Source organism: Xanthomonas sp. CFBP 8443 (genome assembly GCF_025666195.1).
GTDB lineage: Bacteria > Pseudomonadota > Gammaproteobacteria > Xanthomonadales > Xanthomonadaceae > Xanthomonas_A.
Genome location: NZ_CP102592.1, coordinates 4,091,443 through 4,106,819, shown reverse-complemented (window position 1 = coordinate 4,106,819; position 15,377 = coordinate 4,091,443). Strand labels below are relative to the sequence as shown.

General features: G+C 67.9%; 12 protein-coding genes. 6 read left to right on the top strand and 6 right to left on the bottom strand.

What is annotated here, in order from left to right:
- The first annotated feature begins 6 nt into the window (after positions 1-6).
- The gene (locus NUG20_RS17195; RefSeq protein ID WP_263395638.1) at positions 7-2,883 is read left to right on the top strand and encodes a TonB-dependent receptor plug domain-containing protein; all 2,877 of its coding nucleotides are present in this window, start codon (positions 7-9) and stop codon (positions 2,881-2,883) included.
- Between the two features lie 492 nt (positions 2,884-3,375).
- Here NUG20_RS17195 and NUG20_RS17190 read toward each other — a convergent pair whose 3' ends face one another.
- Positions 3,376-4,536 carry an HDOD domain-containing protein gene (locus tag NUG20_RS17190; RefSeq protein ID WP_263395637.1) on the bottom strand — a complete coding sequence of 387 codons (1,161 nt, stop codon included), beginning with the start codon at positions 4,534-4,536 and terminating at the stop codon, positions 3,376-3,378.
- A gap of 107 nt (positions 4,537-4,643) precedes the next feature.
- Complete coding sequence (gene ppa, locus NUG20_RS17185) at positions 4,644-5,177, bottom strand: inorganic diphosphatase (RefSeq protein ID WP_179567039.1); 534 nt, start codon at positions 5,175-5,177, stop codon at positions 4,644-4,646.
- A gap of 444 nt (positions 5,178-5,621) precedes the next feature.
- Here ppa and NUG20_RS17180 point away from each other — a divergent pair, with 444 nt between their 5' ends.
- On the top strand, positions 5,622-6,107 hold the full coding sequence (locus tag NUG20_RS17180) for a hypothetical protein (RefSeq protein WP_263395636.1): 486 nt from the start codon (positions 5,622-5,624) through the stop codon (positions 6,105-6,107).
- A gap of 61 nt (positions 6,108-6,168) precedes the next feature.
- Here NUG20_RS17180 and NUG20_RS17175 read toward each other — a convergent pair whose 3' ends face one another.
- On the bottom strand, positions 6,169-8,196 hold the full coding sequence (locus NUG20_RS17175) for a sodium-translocating pyrophosphatase (protein WP_263395635.1): 2,028 nt from the start codon (positions 8,194-8,196) through the stop codon (positions 6,169-6,171).
- 281 nt (positions 8,197-8,477) lie between these two features.
- Between NUG20_RS17175 and NUG20_RS17170 the strand changes: the two genes are divergently transcribed.
- Complete coding sequence (locus NUG20_RS17170; RefSeq protein WP_263398519.1) at positions 8,478-8,990, top strand: hypothetical protein; 513 nt, start codon at positions 8,478-8,480, stop codon at positions 8,988-8,990.
- A gap of 254 nt (positions 8,991-9,244) precedes the next feature.
- On the opposite strand, the gene NUG20_RS17165 is transcribed toward NUG20_RS17170, so the two are convergent.
- Positions 9,245-9,472, bottom strand: a complete 228-nt coding sequence (locus NUG20_RS17165; RefSeq protein ID WP_263395634.1) for a DUF6434 domain-containing protein — start codon at positions 9,470-9,472, stop codon at positions 9,245-9,247.
- A gap of 138 nt (positions 9,473-9,610) precedes the next feature.
- The gene (locus tag NUG20_RS17160) at positions 9,611-10,150 is read right to left on the bottom strand and encodes a hypothetical protein (RefSeq protein WP_263395633.1); all 540 of its coding nucleotides are present in this window, start codon (positions 10,148-10,150) and stop codon (positions 9,611-9,613) included.
- A 136-nt stretch (positions 10,151-10,286) separates the two neighbouring features.
- On the opposite strand from NUG20_RS17160, the gene NUG20_RS17155 reads away from it, so the two are divergent.
- Positions 10,287-10,865, top strand: coding sequence for a TetR/AcrR family transcriptional regulator (locus tag NUG20_RS17155; RefSeq protein ID WP_263395632.1), 579 nt, complete (start codon positions 10,287-10,289; stop codon positions 10,863-10,865).
- 141 nt (positions 10,866-11,006) lie between these two features.
- On the opposite strand, the gene NUG20_RS17150 is transcribed toward NUG20_RS17155, so the two are convergent.
- On the bottom strand, positions 11,007-12,266 hold the full coding sequence (locus tag NUG20_RS17150) for a 6-phosphofructokinase (RefSeq protein WP_263395631.1): 1,260 nt from the start codon (positions 12,264-12,266) through the stop codon (positions 11,007-11,009).
- A gap of 145 nt (positions 12,267-12,411) precedes the next feature.
- Between NUG20_RS17150 and NUG20_RS17145 the strand changes: the two genes are divergently transcribed.
- Together NUG20_RS17145 and mpl are read left to right on the top strand one after the other, a co-directional pair.
- A complete protein-coding gene (locus NUG20_RS17145; RefSeq protein WP_263395630.1) occupies positions 12,412-12,975 on the top strand; it encodes an adenylate kinase in 564 nt (187 codons plus the stop codon).
- A gap of 959 nt (positions 12,976-13,934) precedes the next feature.
- The gene (gene mpl / locus NUG20_RS17140; protein ID WP_263395629.1) at positions 13,935-15,377 is read left to right on the top strand and encodes a UDP-N-acetylmuramate:L-alanyl-gamma-D-glutamyl-meso-diaminopimelate ligase; all 1,443 of its coding nucleotides are present in this window, start codon (positions 13,935-13,937) and stop codon (positions 15,375-15,377) included.

Sequence of the window (15,377 nt, the reverse complement as noted above, 5' to 3'; positions counted from 1 at the left end):
AGATTGATGAACCTTCGCACTTCCGCAGTGCGGCTGGGCCTGTTGCCCGCCAGCATCGCGATCGCGTTGACGCCGGCCATTGCCGGCGCGCAAGAGTCCACCGCCACCGATGGCAACCCGACCAACCTCGACCGCATCGAGGTCACCGGTTCGCGCATCCGTCAGGCGAGTTCCGAGACCGCGCAGCCGGTGATCGCGCTGCAGCGTGCCGATATCGAGAAGCAGGGCTACACCAGCGTCGCCGATATCGTGCAGAACCTGTCCGCGACCGGTTCGCCGGCGATCAGCCGCGCCGACGCGCTGTCCTCGGGCGAAGAAGTCGGCGGCCAGTACGTCGATCTGCGCAACCTCGGCCCGCAGCGCACCCTGGTGCTGCTGGACGGCAAGCGCATGGGCGTCAGCTCCGGCGGCTACACCGATCTGGCTTCGATTCCGACCTCGATGGTCGAGCGCGTGGAAGTGCTGACCGACGGCGCATCGGCGCTGTACGGCTCCGACGCCATCGCCGGCGTGATCAACGTGATCACCCGCAAGAACTTCGACGGTCTGGAAGCCAGCGCCTACGTCGGCCAGTACGGCCAGGGCGACGGCCACAAGGAAACCTACAACTTCGTCTACGGCGCCAGCAACGATCGCGGTTCGCTGACCCTGGGCGCCGAGTACAGCAAGGAAGATCCGGTCTACGCCAAGGATCGCGACTACAGCGCCTCGCCGAACGGCTACTTCCACCCGGTTCCGACCGACGCCGACGCCAACGGCTGGAGCGCGATCAGCGAGAAGGGCGTGCTGATCGACGGTTCCGGCAACATGTATTCGCTGAACCCGGGCGGCAACCCGCGCAACTTCGCCGACTACCACGACTTCAGCAACGCCGACCTGTCCAACCCGAGCCAGCAGATGTTCCTGCAGACCGGGATCGAGCGCCGCTCGGTGTTCGCCAACGGCAACTTCGATTTCACCGACAACGTCCGCGGTACCGCCAGCGTGCTGTACACCGAGCGCGAGACGCTGCAGCAGATCGCCGGCTATCCGTACCGTTCGGTCGCCTTCGACAGCCCGCTGTCGGGCGAGAGCTACTTCAATCCGCTGCCGGGCCAGGACGTCGATTTCATGCGTCGTACCTGGGAGGTGCCGCGCCAGACCCGTTCGGAGCTGAACACCTTCCGCTTCAGCGGCGGGCTCGAAGGGTCGTTCCAGTTGGGCGACAACTACTGGGATTGGGACGTCGGCTACGTCTACAACCGCAACAAGGGCACCAAGACCGGCACCGGCAACCTGTTCGTGCCGAATGTGCAGAACGCGGTCGGCCCGTCGTTCCTGGACAGCGACGGCGTGGTCAAGTGCGGCTCGGCCGGCAACGTGATCGCCGGTTGCATGCCGTGGAACCCGCTGTTGCCGAACGGCGCCACCGGTGCCGGCTCGCTGGCCGATCCGGCCCTGCAGGCCTACCTGTTCCTGCCGTCGCACGACACCTCGGTGAGCACCACCAAGGTCTACAGCGCCAACCTCAGCGGCACCATCATGGCGCTGCCGGCCGGCGACCTGGCGATGGCCGCGGGTATCGAGCACCGCAGCGAAGACGCGCGCTACGATCCCGACGCGCTGCTGCAGTCCGGCCTGAGCACCGACCTGGCCGGCGCGCCGACCAAGGGCGGCTACTCGCTGGACGAGGTGTACCTGGAGTTCAACATCCCGGTGCTGGCCGACATGCCGTTCGCCAAGGAACTGTCGTTCGACGTGGCCGGCCGCTACTCCGACTACGACACCTTCGGCGACACCACCAACAGCAAGTTCGGCCTGAAGTGGAAGCCGATCGACGACCTGCTGGTGCGCGGCACCTACGCCACCGGCTTCCGTGCGCCGACCGTGTCGGATCTGTACGGCGGTACCTCGGAGACCTTCGACTCCTACACCGATCCGTGCGACACCCTGTTCGGTGCGGCGACCCGCAACGCGGGCGTGGCCGGGCGCTGCGGCGCCGTGGTGCCGGCGAACTTCCGCCAGGAAGCCTCCGGTGGCGTGGACGCCAGCGGCCCCGGGTCGCAGTCGAACTACGCGTACCTGTCCGGCTCCAGCCCGGAGCTGCTGCCGGAAACCTCCAAGACCTACACGCTGGGCCTGGTCTACAGCCCGGGCTACGTGAACGGCCTGGACATCAGCCTGGACTGGTGGAAGATCCGCATCGACGACGTCATCGCCGCCGAGTCGGTCACCTCCATCCTCAACCAGTGCTACGTGCAGAACATCGGCGCGGCCTGCGACCGTTTCGTGCGTGACGCCACCAGCGGCCAGGTCACCGACGTGACCCGTACGCTGATCAACGGCGGCTACCAGGAAACCGCGGGCTACGATCTGGGCGTGCGCTATCGCCTGACCGACACCGGCTTCGGCAACTTCGTGTTCGACTGGAAGACCACCTACGTGGACTACCAGGAATACAAGCGCGACAACGAGTCGGAAACGCCGGTCGAACAGCGCAACGGCTGGGGCAGCAGCGACTGGGGTTCCAACTTCCGCGTCCGTTCCAACCTGAACGTGGATTGGAGCTACGGCAACTTCGGCGTCAACTGGGGCGTGCGTTACTACTCCGGTCTGCGCGAGGCATGTGCGTACGATCTGGAAGGCGGTTCGGAGTGCAACGAGCCGGGCTTCACCTCGGCGTACACGCTGGAGCAGCCGTCGCGCACGGTCGGTTCCAACACCTTCCATGACGTGCAGGTCCGCTACAACGCGCCGTGGGATGCCACCGTGTCGCTGGGTGCCAACAACGTGTTCAACCACGAAGGCCCGATCATGTACAGCCAGCCGAACTCGAACTTCTCCTACAACGGAAGCTTCGACATCGGCCGCATGCTCTACATGAAGTACACCCAGCGCTTCTGATCCACCGGCGTCTGAGTAATAAAAAAGACGGGCCGCAAGGCCCGTCTTTTTTTGTCCGCGATATCCGCCGATCGCGGCGGCGGGCGATGCGCGAGAAGTTGTTTTGTAGGAGCGGCTTCAGCCGCGACGGGCATTCCCGGTAGCGCGTCGCGACTGAAGTCGTCCCACAACGGCTGCGCCGGGAACGCTCGAAATCCGTGTCCAGCAGGTGTCGCTGCACAAGCTGGCATGGCGCCGACGCCGCGCACGAGGAATCGGTGGCGCGCCAGTTGTTGACGAACACGGCGGATGCGGACATCGGGAAGCCGGGCTGTCAGTCCCTTGGGCCGCTCGCGCCGATGGCGGGTACATGTGCATCGGTAGCGTCGGCAAAGACCATCGGCAGCGGCAGCGTTGCGCTGCCGCTCATGCGTCAATTGCGATGTCGGGTCGTCCTGGCGGCGAAACCAGCCCCGGGAGGCGTCTTGTGCTGCGAGGGCAGCCGACGCGGCGCTACGCCGAAGTCAGCCCCATCAGGCTTTCCGCCTGCTCACGCCAGGTCGGCAGCTTGTTCAGCACGCCGGTCTTGGCCAGGTAGTCCTCGTCGATCTCCGTGCCGCTGGCCAAGGCCATCGCTACGTGCACCGCGCCGGTGACCCAGAAGCTGCGCGTGCTGGAGCGTTGCGGCTGGCGGTGGAACGCCACCGCCTCGATGATGGGCATCGGCAGGCCCCACAGGCCGAGCAGATAGGCGCCGGCCTCGGCATGGCCGGGGCGATCGTCGTTCGGGTCGACCGGCTCGCGCTCGTTGCGGATGCCCGGCAGCAGCAGGCCGATGTCGGCCAGCAATGCCGCGGTCGCGCCGAGTTCGGCGCTGGAGGACGGCAGCATCTTCGAGGCCAGCTTCGAGGCCAGCAGCGAGCGCTGCTGCAGCGCATTGCGTTCGGCGTTGGACAGCGCCTGCACCGAGAACACTTCGCTGGCCAGGACCAGGTCGCGCAAGGTGGCGATGCCCAGCCGGGTCACCGCGGTGCGCAGGTCGGACATCGTGCGGCCGTTGGAGAAGTACGCCGAGTTGCACAGCTGCAGCACCTTGGCCGCGATCGCCGGATCGGCCGAGACCAGCTTGGCCAGGTCGGCGGCATTGCTGCCGTCGTCCTGTTCCAGTGCGTGCATCAGGCTCAGGTACAGATGCGGCGGCGACGGCAGTTTCTCGATGCGGCCGATGCTGGCGCGCAGGATCGGGTTGCCGAGCAGCTCCTGCAGTTCCTCGATGCTGGTGACCGCCTCGAGCAGCATCTCCGGCGACAGCGGCAGCGGCAGGAACCGATGCGCCACGCCGATGATCCGTGCCGGGGGCGCGCGATTGCTCTGCTCCGCCTCGATCAGCGCGATGCGGATGGTCTCCGGACTCAGCGTGCGGATCTGGCCGAGCAGGGTGGCCGTGGTCAGGTCCGGCAGCGCCGGCGCGGCGATCACCGCATCCAGCTGCACGGTCGCGGCGGCGGCGATGGCGGCATTGCCGTCGGTCACGGTCTGGACCTGCCAGTCCTCGCCCAATTCGCGGATGTATTCGGTGACTTCGGCCGGCAGGCTCGCTTCGTCGCCGACGAACAGGATGCGCAAGAGACTATCCCCCAATAGAGACCGGCTGGCGTTCGACCAGCCGGACATTCGATCCGCAATGTACCCCAAACCCCGGAATGCGGCAGCGTTCGCCGTCGTAAAACGTGAAACGGGTCAGCCGCGGCGGGCGGACGCCCGCCGCGGCGCCGGGTTCTTCAGGCGCCGGCCTTGTAGCGCTCGACCGCGTCCAGCAGGATCTGCTTGGCCTCGGCGGCGTTGCCCCAGCCGTCCAGCTTGACCCACTTGCCCTTCTCCAGATCCTTGTAATGCTCGAAGAAGTGGCCGATGCGCTCCATCCAGTGGCCCGACACCTGGGCGATGTCCTCGATGTGGCCGTAGCCTTCGAACACCTTGGCCACCGGCACTGCCAGGATCTTCTCGTCGCTGCCGGCCTCGTCGCTCATCTTCAGCACGCCGACCGGGCGGCAGCGCACCACGCAGCCGGGCACCAGCGGCAGCGGCAGCACCACCAGCACGTCGGCCGGGTCGCCGTCGCCGCACAGGGTGTTGGGCACGTAGCCGTAGTTGCAGGGATAGCGCATCGGCGTGGACAGGATGCGGTCGACGAAGATCGCGCCGCTGGCCTTGTCCACTTCGTACTTGACCGGCTCCGAATCCTTGGGGATTTCGATGACGACGTTGATTTCTTCCGGGAGATTCTTGCCGGAGGTGACCAGTTCCAGACCCATGCGCTAGCTCCAGTGGAGTGGCTTCAAAGAGGTCTGCATTCTAGTCGGTTGGCTGTTGCAATGCAGCGAGAACGGGGAGGGGCCTGCGATCTGGCCGGCCAGGCTGCCGGATGCGGCACCAGGTGACTGTGCGTGGCGGCGTAGTCGTCAAGGGCGCGCGTGGGCCAAGTCATGCGCCGAGCGGCGGATGCGACCGCCGCCGGGCCGGCTTGGGGGAGCCCGACGTAGCGGCATCACCAGGTCGCGCGGCGTGAGCTCCTTGGGTTTTCCTCGCCGACACGCACACCAGCGTGAGGCGATCTACCCCGAGGCGCATCGACACACCTCAGCCTATTCCTACAAGGTTTTCGGGCTCCGTACCCCTGCGCATGGGAGGATTTCCGATGGTGCCCGGCCGGGCGCGGCGCGACGCTGTGTCCACAGTCCACCCCAAGGAGCAAGGCAATGAAGGGAATCTCGTTTTCGATGGGCATGCTGTTGACGGTCGCGCTGCTGGCCCTCGGCGCGCCACGGGCGCAGGCGCAACAGGTCTACGTGGATGCGGTCGACTATCCCACCCCGGGCGCAGGCTGGGAGGCGTTCTACGATCTGGAGCGGCGGCTGGCCGAGGACTTCGACCAGAGTTGCGGCGACACCTTCTGCGAAGGCGAGTACAGCGACTACCAGCCGCTGCGCTACCGCTGCTCGGTGCGCCAGCGCGACGGCGTGCTCGGCCAGTGCGTATGGACCTTCGGCGCCAGCGAATCCAGCATCGACCCGGCCACCGGGCAGGTGCTGGTCGATGCGAAGCTCTGGCAATGCCCGACGCCGCTGCTGCCGCAGACCCGGCTGGTGGCGCTGTACAAGGCCCTGGCGGGAGAGCATCCGCTGTTCGCGCCGTTGCCGCACAGCCAGCGCAGCGTCAACGACGGCCTGATCGATTGCCTGTAACCGCGGAGCAGACGCACCGGCGCCGGCGGGTCGCCAGCGCCGATGCGTCCAATGACAGGCCCTACAGCAGCGGCACCATCAGCAACGCCACGATATTGATGATCTTGATCAGCGGATTGATCGCCGGGCCGGCGGTGTCCTTGTACGGATCGCCGACGGTGTCGCCGGTGACCGCGGCCTTGTGCGCCTCGCTGCCCTTGCCGCCGAAATGGCCGTCCTCGATGTACTTCTTGGCGTTGTCCCAGGCGCCACCGCCGGTGGTCATCGAGATCGCCACGAACAGGCCGGTGACGATGGTGCCGATCAGCAGGCCGCCGAGCGCGCGCGGGCCGAGCAGCAGCCCGACCACCACCGGCACCGCCACCGGCAGCAGCGACGGCACGATCATCTCGCGGATAGCCGAGCGGGTCAGCATGTCCACCGCGCGGTCGTACTGCGGCTTGCCGGTGCCTTCCATGATGCCGGGGATCTCGCGGAACTGGCGCCGCACTTCCTCGACCACGGCGCCGGCGGCGCGGCCCACCGCTTCCATCGCCATCGCGCCGAACAGGTAGGGGATCAGCCCGCCGAGCAGCAGGCCGATGATCACCGTGTGGTCGGACAGGTCGAAGGCGAAGGTTTCGCCAGGGTGCGCGGCGCGCAGGTTGTGCGTGTAGTCGGCGAACAGCACCAGCGCGGCCAGTGCGGCCGAGCCGATCGCATAGCCCTTGGTCACCGCCTTGGTGGTGTTGCCGACCGCGTCCAGCGGATCGGTCACCGCGCGCACGTCCGGCGGCAGTTCGGCCATCTCGGCGATGCCGCCGGCGTTGTCGGTGATCGGCCCGTAGGCGTCGAGCGCGACGATCATGCCGGCCATCGACAGCATCGCGGTGGCGGCGATGGCGATGCCGTACAGGCCCGACAGCGCGAACGCGCCCCAGATCGCCGCGCACACCGCGATCACCGGCAGCGCGGTGGATTTCATCGAGATGCCGAGCCCGGCGATGATGTTAGTGCCGTGGCCGGTGGTCGAGGCCTGCGCCACGTGCTGCACCGGCTTGTACTGGGTGCCGGTGTAGTACTCGGTGATCCACACGATCAATCCGGTCAGCACCAGGCCGATCAACGCGCAGCCGTAGAGCTTGGTCGCGCCGGCTGCGGTATCGCCCATCAGTTGCTGGGTCACCGGCCAGAACGCCGCCGCGGCGAGTACCGCGGACACGATCACGCCCTTGTACAGCGCGCCCATGATCGAGCCGCCGGGGCGCACACGCACGAAGAAGGTGCCGACGATCGAGGCGACGATCGACACGCCGCCGAGCACCAGCGGATACAGCACCGCGTTGCGACCGGCCTCGGCCGCCATCAACCCGCCGAGCAGCATGGTGGCGATGACCGTGACCGCATAGGTCTCGAACAGGTCGGCGGCCATGCCCGCGCAGTCGCCGACGTTGTCGCCGACGTTGTCGGCGATCACCGCCGGGTTGCGCGGATCGTCCTCGGGGATGCCGGCCTCGACCTTGCCGACCAGGTCCGCGCCGACGTCGGCGCCCTTGGTGAAGATGCCGCCGCCCAGCCGCGCGAAGATCGAGATCAGCGAACTGCCGAAGGCCAGGCCGACCAGGGCGTGCAGGCTTTCCTCGACGCTGCGCCCCAGCCATTGCAGCACGCCGTAATAGCCGGCCACGCCGATCAGGCCGAGCCCGACCACCAGCATGCCGGTGATCGCGCCGCCGCGGAACGCCACGTCCATCGCCGGCCCCAGCCCGCGCCGCGCCGCCTCGGCGGTGCGCACGTTGGCGCGCACCGACAGGTTCATGCCGATGTAGCCGGCCACGCCCGACAGCACCGCACCGATGGCGAAACCGCCGGCGGTGTACCAGCTCAGGAAGAAGCCGACCAGCAGCAACAGCGCCACGCCGGCGATGGCGATGGTCTGGTACTGCCGGTTGAGATAGGCGCGGGCGCCTTCCTGGATCGCATCGGCGATCTGCCGCATGCGTTCGTTGCCGGCTGGCTGCGCCAGGATCCAGCGTGTGGACACGATGCCATAGAGTATTGCCAAGGCCGCGCACGCCAGTGCCACGGTGACCGCATATCGTTCCAGCATGACCCCTCCCAAGGATGTGGATGACGCCCAAGCGGTGGGACGTACAACGGGATCACACCGGAAGGAGTCTGAGGCATGCAACGACTCCGCGGCCGCAATGCGCCGGTGGTGCGTATCGCAATGTTCGACCTGGCTTGAACCGGACCGAGTATGCGCCCGGGTCCTGCCCATCGCCAGCGGCGGGCGCCTGCCCTGTCTTGGCGCCGCGTTCAGTCGGCGCGTGGCAGCGTTGCGCATCGCTTCCAAGGAGCAAGCCCATGCAATCGACGACCCCGGCGCGGATGCGCGCAATCGCTTCGACCCTGGCCCTTGGCCTGTGCGCCTGCGCGCCGCTGGCGATGGCCGCCGATCCGGTGCCCGAACTGCAGCGCCAGCCCGGTGCCGCGCAGGCGGTGGGCGTGGTGCACACGATCCGGCAGATTCCCGAGGCCTGCGTGCGTTTCGAAGGCGTCTACACCGGCGAGGCCGCGCAGCCCTACAAGTTTTCCGCGGTCCGCAGCAGCCCCACCTGCCAGCCACGCGCCAAGCTGGTGGAGTTCGACCAGGCCAAGCCCAGCGAGGCGACGGGGTGGAAGTTCAACGATGTGATCCGCATTCCCAGCGCGGCCTGCCCGTCGCAGCAGGCGGTGGTGCGGGTCTGGCGCAAGCCGGTGGCGACCAAGGCGGATCTCGACGGCCAGGGCCAGTCGCGGATCTATCTGGAAGAGGCGAAGAAGCAGGCGGCGGCCGGCGCGATCGCGCAGGTGCCGCAGTTCACCGCGCAGATGAAAGTGGAAGGGACTGCCTGCCGCTGAGTCGGGTGCGTGGCGGCAGGCTTACGGGACGGCTGCCACTGGGTGCCCGGGCGCATGGCGCTGACCATGCCATCCATGGGCATCGGTAGTGCCATGCGCTCTTGCATGGCTCGATGCGTGCAGGCTTCCCCGGCGCACCGCTCACCGCGTCGCTGGTGGCGGCCTGGCAATGCGTCTCTCAACCTGCTTCGCATGCTGCCGCGCACCGCCGTTGTTCGATCGGCGCATGGACCATGCATGTGCGCCAATGCAGGTTACCGAATCGATTCCAGCCCGGCGCGCCGTCGCCGCATCCATTCGTCGGCGACCTCGCCCATGTTCTTGGGCGCGCCGTCCTTGATCCACGCCATGAAGGCGCGATCGAACTTGAACTCGGCCCCGCACGCGCCGGCGAGGAACCGGCGTACGGCCTGCGTACTCCGGTAGCTCTCGTCGACCTGCGTCGCGCGCGTGATCGGACCGTTGTGCCAATCGACATCCATTCTGGTTCCTTGTCGCCGGTTCGCGGGGCGGATGTCGGTTTGCACGCGGCAGCGTAACCGCATCCTTCGCCGTGAATCCGTTGCGCTGTGCACCTGGGCAAGAATTCTTCGAGCTGGCGCGCGTTCTGGCGGGAGGCCTCAGGAACCCGAGGAGACCGGACGCGGCTTGCGGAAGCTCAGCCACAGCGCGGAGAGCAGGAAATAGACGCCGCCGAATCCAGCGTAAGGCGCGAGCTGGGCGAGCGTCGGCGCGGCGCCGAACGACTGGATGACGAAGAAGACGCCGGCGAGCGCCGATTGGGTGCCACTGATCATCATGAAGACCTGGCCGCCGAGCTTGCGGCGGCGGATGCCGACGGCGAGCTGGAACAGTCCGGCGAGCAGCGCCCATGCGCCGAAGACCAGGACGCCGCCCGCGTTGCCGTGCATCGCGAACGCGATGGCCATGGCGACGGCGGTGACGGCACTGACCAGCGCGTTGAACGCCTGCCCGGGGTTGGCCTGGAGTCCGCCGCTGCGGCGCGCATCCAGAACGTTCGCGAGCGCATCCCAGGCCGGGTAGAACGCCAGCAGCGTTCCGGCGAGCGCCACGGATGCAGGCGCGGAGAGGAGGACCGCGGCCACCCAGGCAAACGCGACGCCAGCGCGCAGGAAGTAGAAGTTGCGAAGTGAATTCATGAAGAGTGTCCTCGAAGGAGTTTCCACCCTACTAGTTGGTAGATAAACAATCAATGAATCATCTGTAGGGCTGTCATAGAGCTCGTGCGGATTGATCAGGCTTAGACGACTACCTACCAGGTGGTAGAATCGTCCCATGACGACGACACAGCAGAAACTCATCGATTCGGCCCGTTATCTGATCCAGACGCGGGGCTACAACGGCTTCAGCTATGCCGATGTCGCCGAACAGGTGCAGGTGCGCAAGGCGAGCATTCACCACCACTTTCCTGCCAAGGCCGATCTGGCGCGGGCGGTGGTGGAGGAATCCCGCGCGCTGATCGTCGCGCAGACGCGGATGCTGGAAAGCGGTGTCTTCGATCCCGAGCAACAGCTCGGCTTCTACACCGGATACTGGGAGAGGTGCATCGCCGACGCGTCCGCCCCGTTCTGCGTCGCCGGCATGCTCGCCAGCGAATTGCCCACCCTGCCCGACGATCTGGCCGAGCACGTGCGTGCGCATTTTCGCGACCTGTCGAACTGGCTGGAAATCGTGTTGACCAAGGGCGCGCAACTGGGCCGGTTCCAGCTGCAAGGCTCCGCCCGTCTGGAGGCGGCAGCGTTCATGTCGATCGTGTACGGCGCGATGCTCACCGCGCGCGCCTACGGCGAGCCGAAGGTATTTGCTGAGATCGTCCAGGGCGGCCTGAAGAAGCTCCTGCGCCAGCCGGACTGATGTCGCTCAGCGCTCATCCGGCACGGCGCGTCGGATGCGATGGCTGGCGTCCGCGACCAGGCTTCACCGAAGCAGCACTGTTCTTCGGCGACAAGCGAAGCACGCTGATGGCCGATTCCCGATTCCCGAGTCCCTCGCCCGTCAGCCCTCCCAGGCCGGCAACTTCTTCTTCACCGCCACGTTCTTCAGCGCCACGTACTTCGGCAGGCCGTCGTTGCGATCGTAGGGCGGATAGGCCTCGCCGCGGATCAGCGGCTGCAGGTAGCGGCGCGCCTTGTCGGTGATGCCGAAGCCGTCCTTGCGCAGGAACGCCGGCGGCATCTTCTTCTCGTGGTTGGCGATCTTGCTCAGCGGCGCGGCCTCGATCTTCCAGCGGTACGGCGCGTCGCTGCTGCGCACGATCACCGGCATCACCGCGTTCATGCCCTTCAGTGCGAACTGCACCGCGGCCTTGCCGGCGGCCTGCGCCTGCTCCCAGTCGGTCTTGGAGGCGATGTGGCGGGCCGAACGCTGCAGGTAGTCGGGCAGCGTCCAATGCACCTTGTAACCGAGTTCGGCCTTGACCTTGCCGGCCAGATACGAGGCCACGCCGCCGAGCTGGCTGTGGCCGAACGCGTCGGTGCCGCCGCCGGCATCGGCGACGAAGCGCCCGTCCGCGGTCTGGATGCCTTCGCTGGCCACCACCACGCACCAGCCGACCTTGTCCACCACCTTGCGCACCTGCGCCAGGAATGCCGCTTCGTCGTAGGCGCGCTCGGGGAACAGGATGATCTGCGGCGCGTCGTCCGGCGACTGCGCGGCCAGCCCGGCCGCGGCGGCCAGCCAGCCGGCGTGGCGGCCCATCGCTTCGTAGACAAACACCTTGGTCGAGGTCTCGGCCATCGCCGCCACGTCCAGCGCCGCTTCGCGCACCGACACCGCGGTGTACTTGGCGGCCGAGCCGAAGCCGGGGCAGGTGTCGGTGACCGCCAGGTCGTTGTCGATGGTCTTGGGCACGCCGATGCAGTGCAGCGGGTAGCCGAAGGCCTCGGCCAGCTGCGACACCTTCCAGGCGGTATCGGCCGAGTCGTTGCCGCCGTTGTAGAGGAAGTAGCGCACGTCGTGCGCCTTGAACACCTCCAGCAGGCGCTCGTACTTGGCCCGGTCGGCTTCCAGCGACTTGAGCTTGTAGCGGCACGAGCCGAACGCGCCGCCGGGCGTGTGCGCCAGCGCGCGGATCGCCGCGGCCGACTCCTTGGAGGTGTCGATCAGCTCCTCGCGCAGCGCGCCGAGAATGCCGTTGCGCGCGGCCAGGACCTTGACCTTGCGCGCGCGCGCCTCGCCGATCACGGCGGCGGCGCTGGCATTGATGACGGCGGTGACGCCGCCGGATTGGGCGTACAGCAGGGTGCCTTGGGCCATGGTCGGGGCTCGCTCCTGGGGTGGGGACATTGCCGGGACATTGCCCGGATGCGGTAAGCTGGGGAAATTGCGGTACAGCGCAGGCGTGGCCCCCGAGTCTAACGCCGCCGGCCGCGCACGGTAATTTCCTCGAGGAGTCAGGTTGATGCGATTGGTTCTGTTGGGACCGCCCGGATCGGGCAAGGGCACGCAGGCGGCCCGCCTGAAGGACAAGCTGCAGATTCCGCACATTTCCACCGGCGATCTGCTGCGCGCCGAAGTCGCCGCCGGCACCGCGCTGGGCGTGCAGGCCAAGGAAGTGATGGCGCGCGGCGACCTGGTTTCCGACGACATCCTGCTCGGCATGCTCGAATCGCGCCTGGGCCGCGACGACGTCGCCAACGGCTTCATCCTCGACGGCTATCCGCGCAACCTGGCGCAGGCCTCGGCGCTGGACGAACTGCTGGCCAAGATCGGCCAGCCGCTGGACGCGGTGGTGCAGCTGGACGTGGCCACCGAACTGCTGGTCGAGCGCATCGCCGGCCGCGCCAAGGCCGAAGGCCGCGAAGACGACAATCCCGAGTCGGTGCGCAAGCGCCTGCAGGTGTACAACGATTCGACCGCGCCGGTGATCGGCTTCTACGACAAGCGCGGCACGCTGGCGCGCGTGGACGGCGTCGGCTCGCTGGACGAAGTGCTGGCGCGCATTCTGGCGTCGATCGGCCGCTGAGGCGGTCCCGTGCCGAGCGGCCGCCTCGAGGCGGCGCTCGGCACGAATGCTTCCGGGCCGATCCCGGAGGTACTGCGCAGGCTGCGGCATCTGGCCTAGTGCACCGTAGGAGGGGCTTCGGCCCGGACCGTATCCGCCACCGGCACATCCGCCGCTGTCCGCCGCTGCGATCGTCGCCTTGGAACCGCTCTTGCAATAGCCGCGCGCTTCGCTGGCTGGGACAGTGTGGGAGGGGCTTCAGCCCCGACGCGGTCCTGTTCGGATACTGCGCGGTCTGCTGCTGCGCTCGTCGCGGCTGAAGTCGCTCCCACAGGGGAAGCTGGCGGCCAGCCGCTGGAGCACTATAGGGGTGACTTCAGTCCCAACGCATTGCGCCGCCGGCTTCAGCCCCGACAGGCTGTGTCCGAAGTCTGCACCTCTCACACTTCGCTCGTCGCGATTGAAGCCGCTCCTGCAAGGGATAAGGACGTAAGGCAGGCGTGTGCGGGGTGCGCGCAGCGCTCAAGCCCGCCAGGCGCCGTCCTGACTTCGGCTGCCGCGCGTCCGCGCCATGTCGTCGGCGAACCGCATTCTGCCCAAGATTCAACGTCATCCGGCGCCAGCAGTGGGCCAAGACCAAATCCATGCCTCCCGCCACGCGTGGACGCGGGCGGGAGGCCGGAACCGTCAGGTGCCAGCGAACGGGCTTGCTCAGGGCCCCGCAACATGAGCTCCCTTGGGGATGGCCTCTTGGGGAGTAGGACCGCAGGGTGCTGCGGCTGGCCTGTTCATTTTCGATGTCGGCTCCCGACTTGCCTATCGGGAGTTTTCTGCAGGGGGTGTGGGGAATTCCCTACTTGACGCGGTTGCCATTCGCATGCACTCGGTGGCGCGCGTGGCCTTGCCGATGCTGGGCGGCGGCGGGTCCTGCCGCCGTCGCGCCGGTTTGCGCGCGCCGGGGGATCGGCGACAATCGGCGCATGAGCAAGATCCATATTCTCGGCATCGCCGGTACGTTCATGGGCGGTGTCGCCGCGCTGGCGCGCGAACTCGGCCATGCGGTCGAGGGCAGCGACCAGGCGATCTATCCGCCGATGTCCACGCAACTGGAGCAGCTCGGCATCGCGCTGAAGCAGGGCTATCTGCCCGAGCACATCGGCGCCGATTGCGAGCAGGTGATCGTCGGCAATGCGCTGTCGCGCGGCAACGCCGCGGTCGAGGCGGTGCTGGATGCCGGCCGCGCCTATACCTCCGGCGCGCAGTGGCTGAGCGAGCAGGTGCTGCCCGGGCGCGACACGCTGGCGGTGGCCGGCACCCACGGCAAGACCACCACCACCAGCATCCTCACCTGGCTGCTGCAGGCCGCCGGCCGCGAGCCGGGCTTCCTGATCGGTGGCGTGGCCGAAGATTTCGGCGTGTCCGCGCGGCTGGGCCGCACCGCGTCCCCGGCCGCCGCCGCGAACGCGTCCGCAGTGGTCGCCAGCGGCGCGAACGGCGGCGAAGGCGCGCCCGCGGCGCAGCGGCCGCTGTTCGTGGTCGAGGCCGATGAGTACGACACCGCGTTCTTCGACAAGCGCAGCAAGTTCGTGCACTACCGGCCGCTGGTGGCGATCCTCAACAACCTCGAATACGACCACGCCGACATCTTTCCCGATGTGGCCGCGATCCAGCGCCAGTTCCATCACCTGGTACGCACCGTGCCGCGACGCGGGCGACTGATCGTCAACGGCGAGGACGCGCATCTGCGCGAGGTGCTGGCGATGGGCTGCTGGACGCCGGTGGAGCGCTTCGGTTTCGATCCGGCGTTCGAGTGGAGCGCGCGCGCGCTGGCCGCCGACGGCAGCCATTTCGCTGTCCTGCACCACGGCCAGGAACTGGGCGAAGTGCGCTGGCCGCTGCTCGGCCGGCACAACGTGATGAACGCGCTGGCGGCGCTGGCCGCCGCGCACGCGGTCGGCGTGGCGCCGGCGCAGGTGATGCCGGCGCTGGCGCGGTTCCGCAGCGTCAAGCGGCGCATGGAAGTGATCGGGCAGGCGCAGGGCATCACCGTCTACGACGATTTCGCGCATCACCCCACCGCGATCCGCACCACGCTGGAAGGCCTGCGCGCCAAGGTCGGCGCGGCGCGCATCGTGGTGGCGATGGAGCCGCGCAGTAATTCGATGCGCCTGGGCGCGCACGCGCAGGCGCTGGCGCCGGCGCTGGACGCGGCCGATGCGGTGGTGTTCCTGCAGCGGCCGGAACTGGCCTGGGACGCCGCCAAGGTGATCGCCACGGTGCGCGGGCAGGCCTGTGCCGCCGCGGACGTGGAGGCGTTGCTGGCGGCGCTGCAGGCGCAGGCGCGGGCCGGCGACCATGTGGTGTTCATGTCCAATGGCGGTTTCGACGGCGCGCCGCGGCGCTTCCTGGCGGCGCTGCAGTGA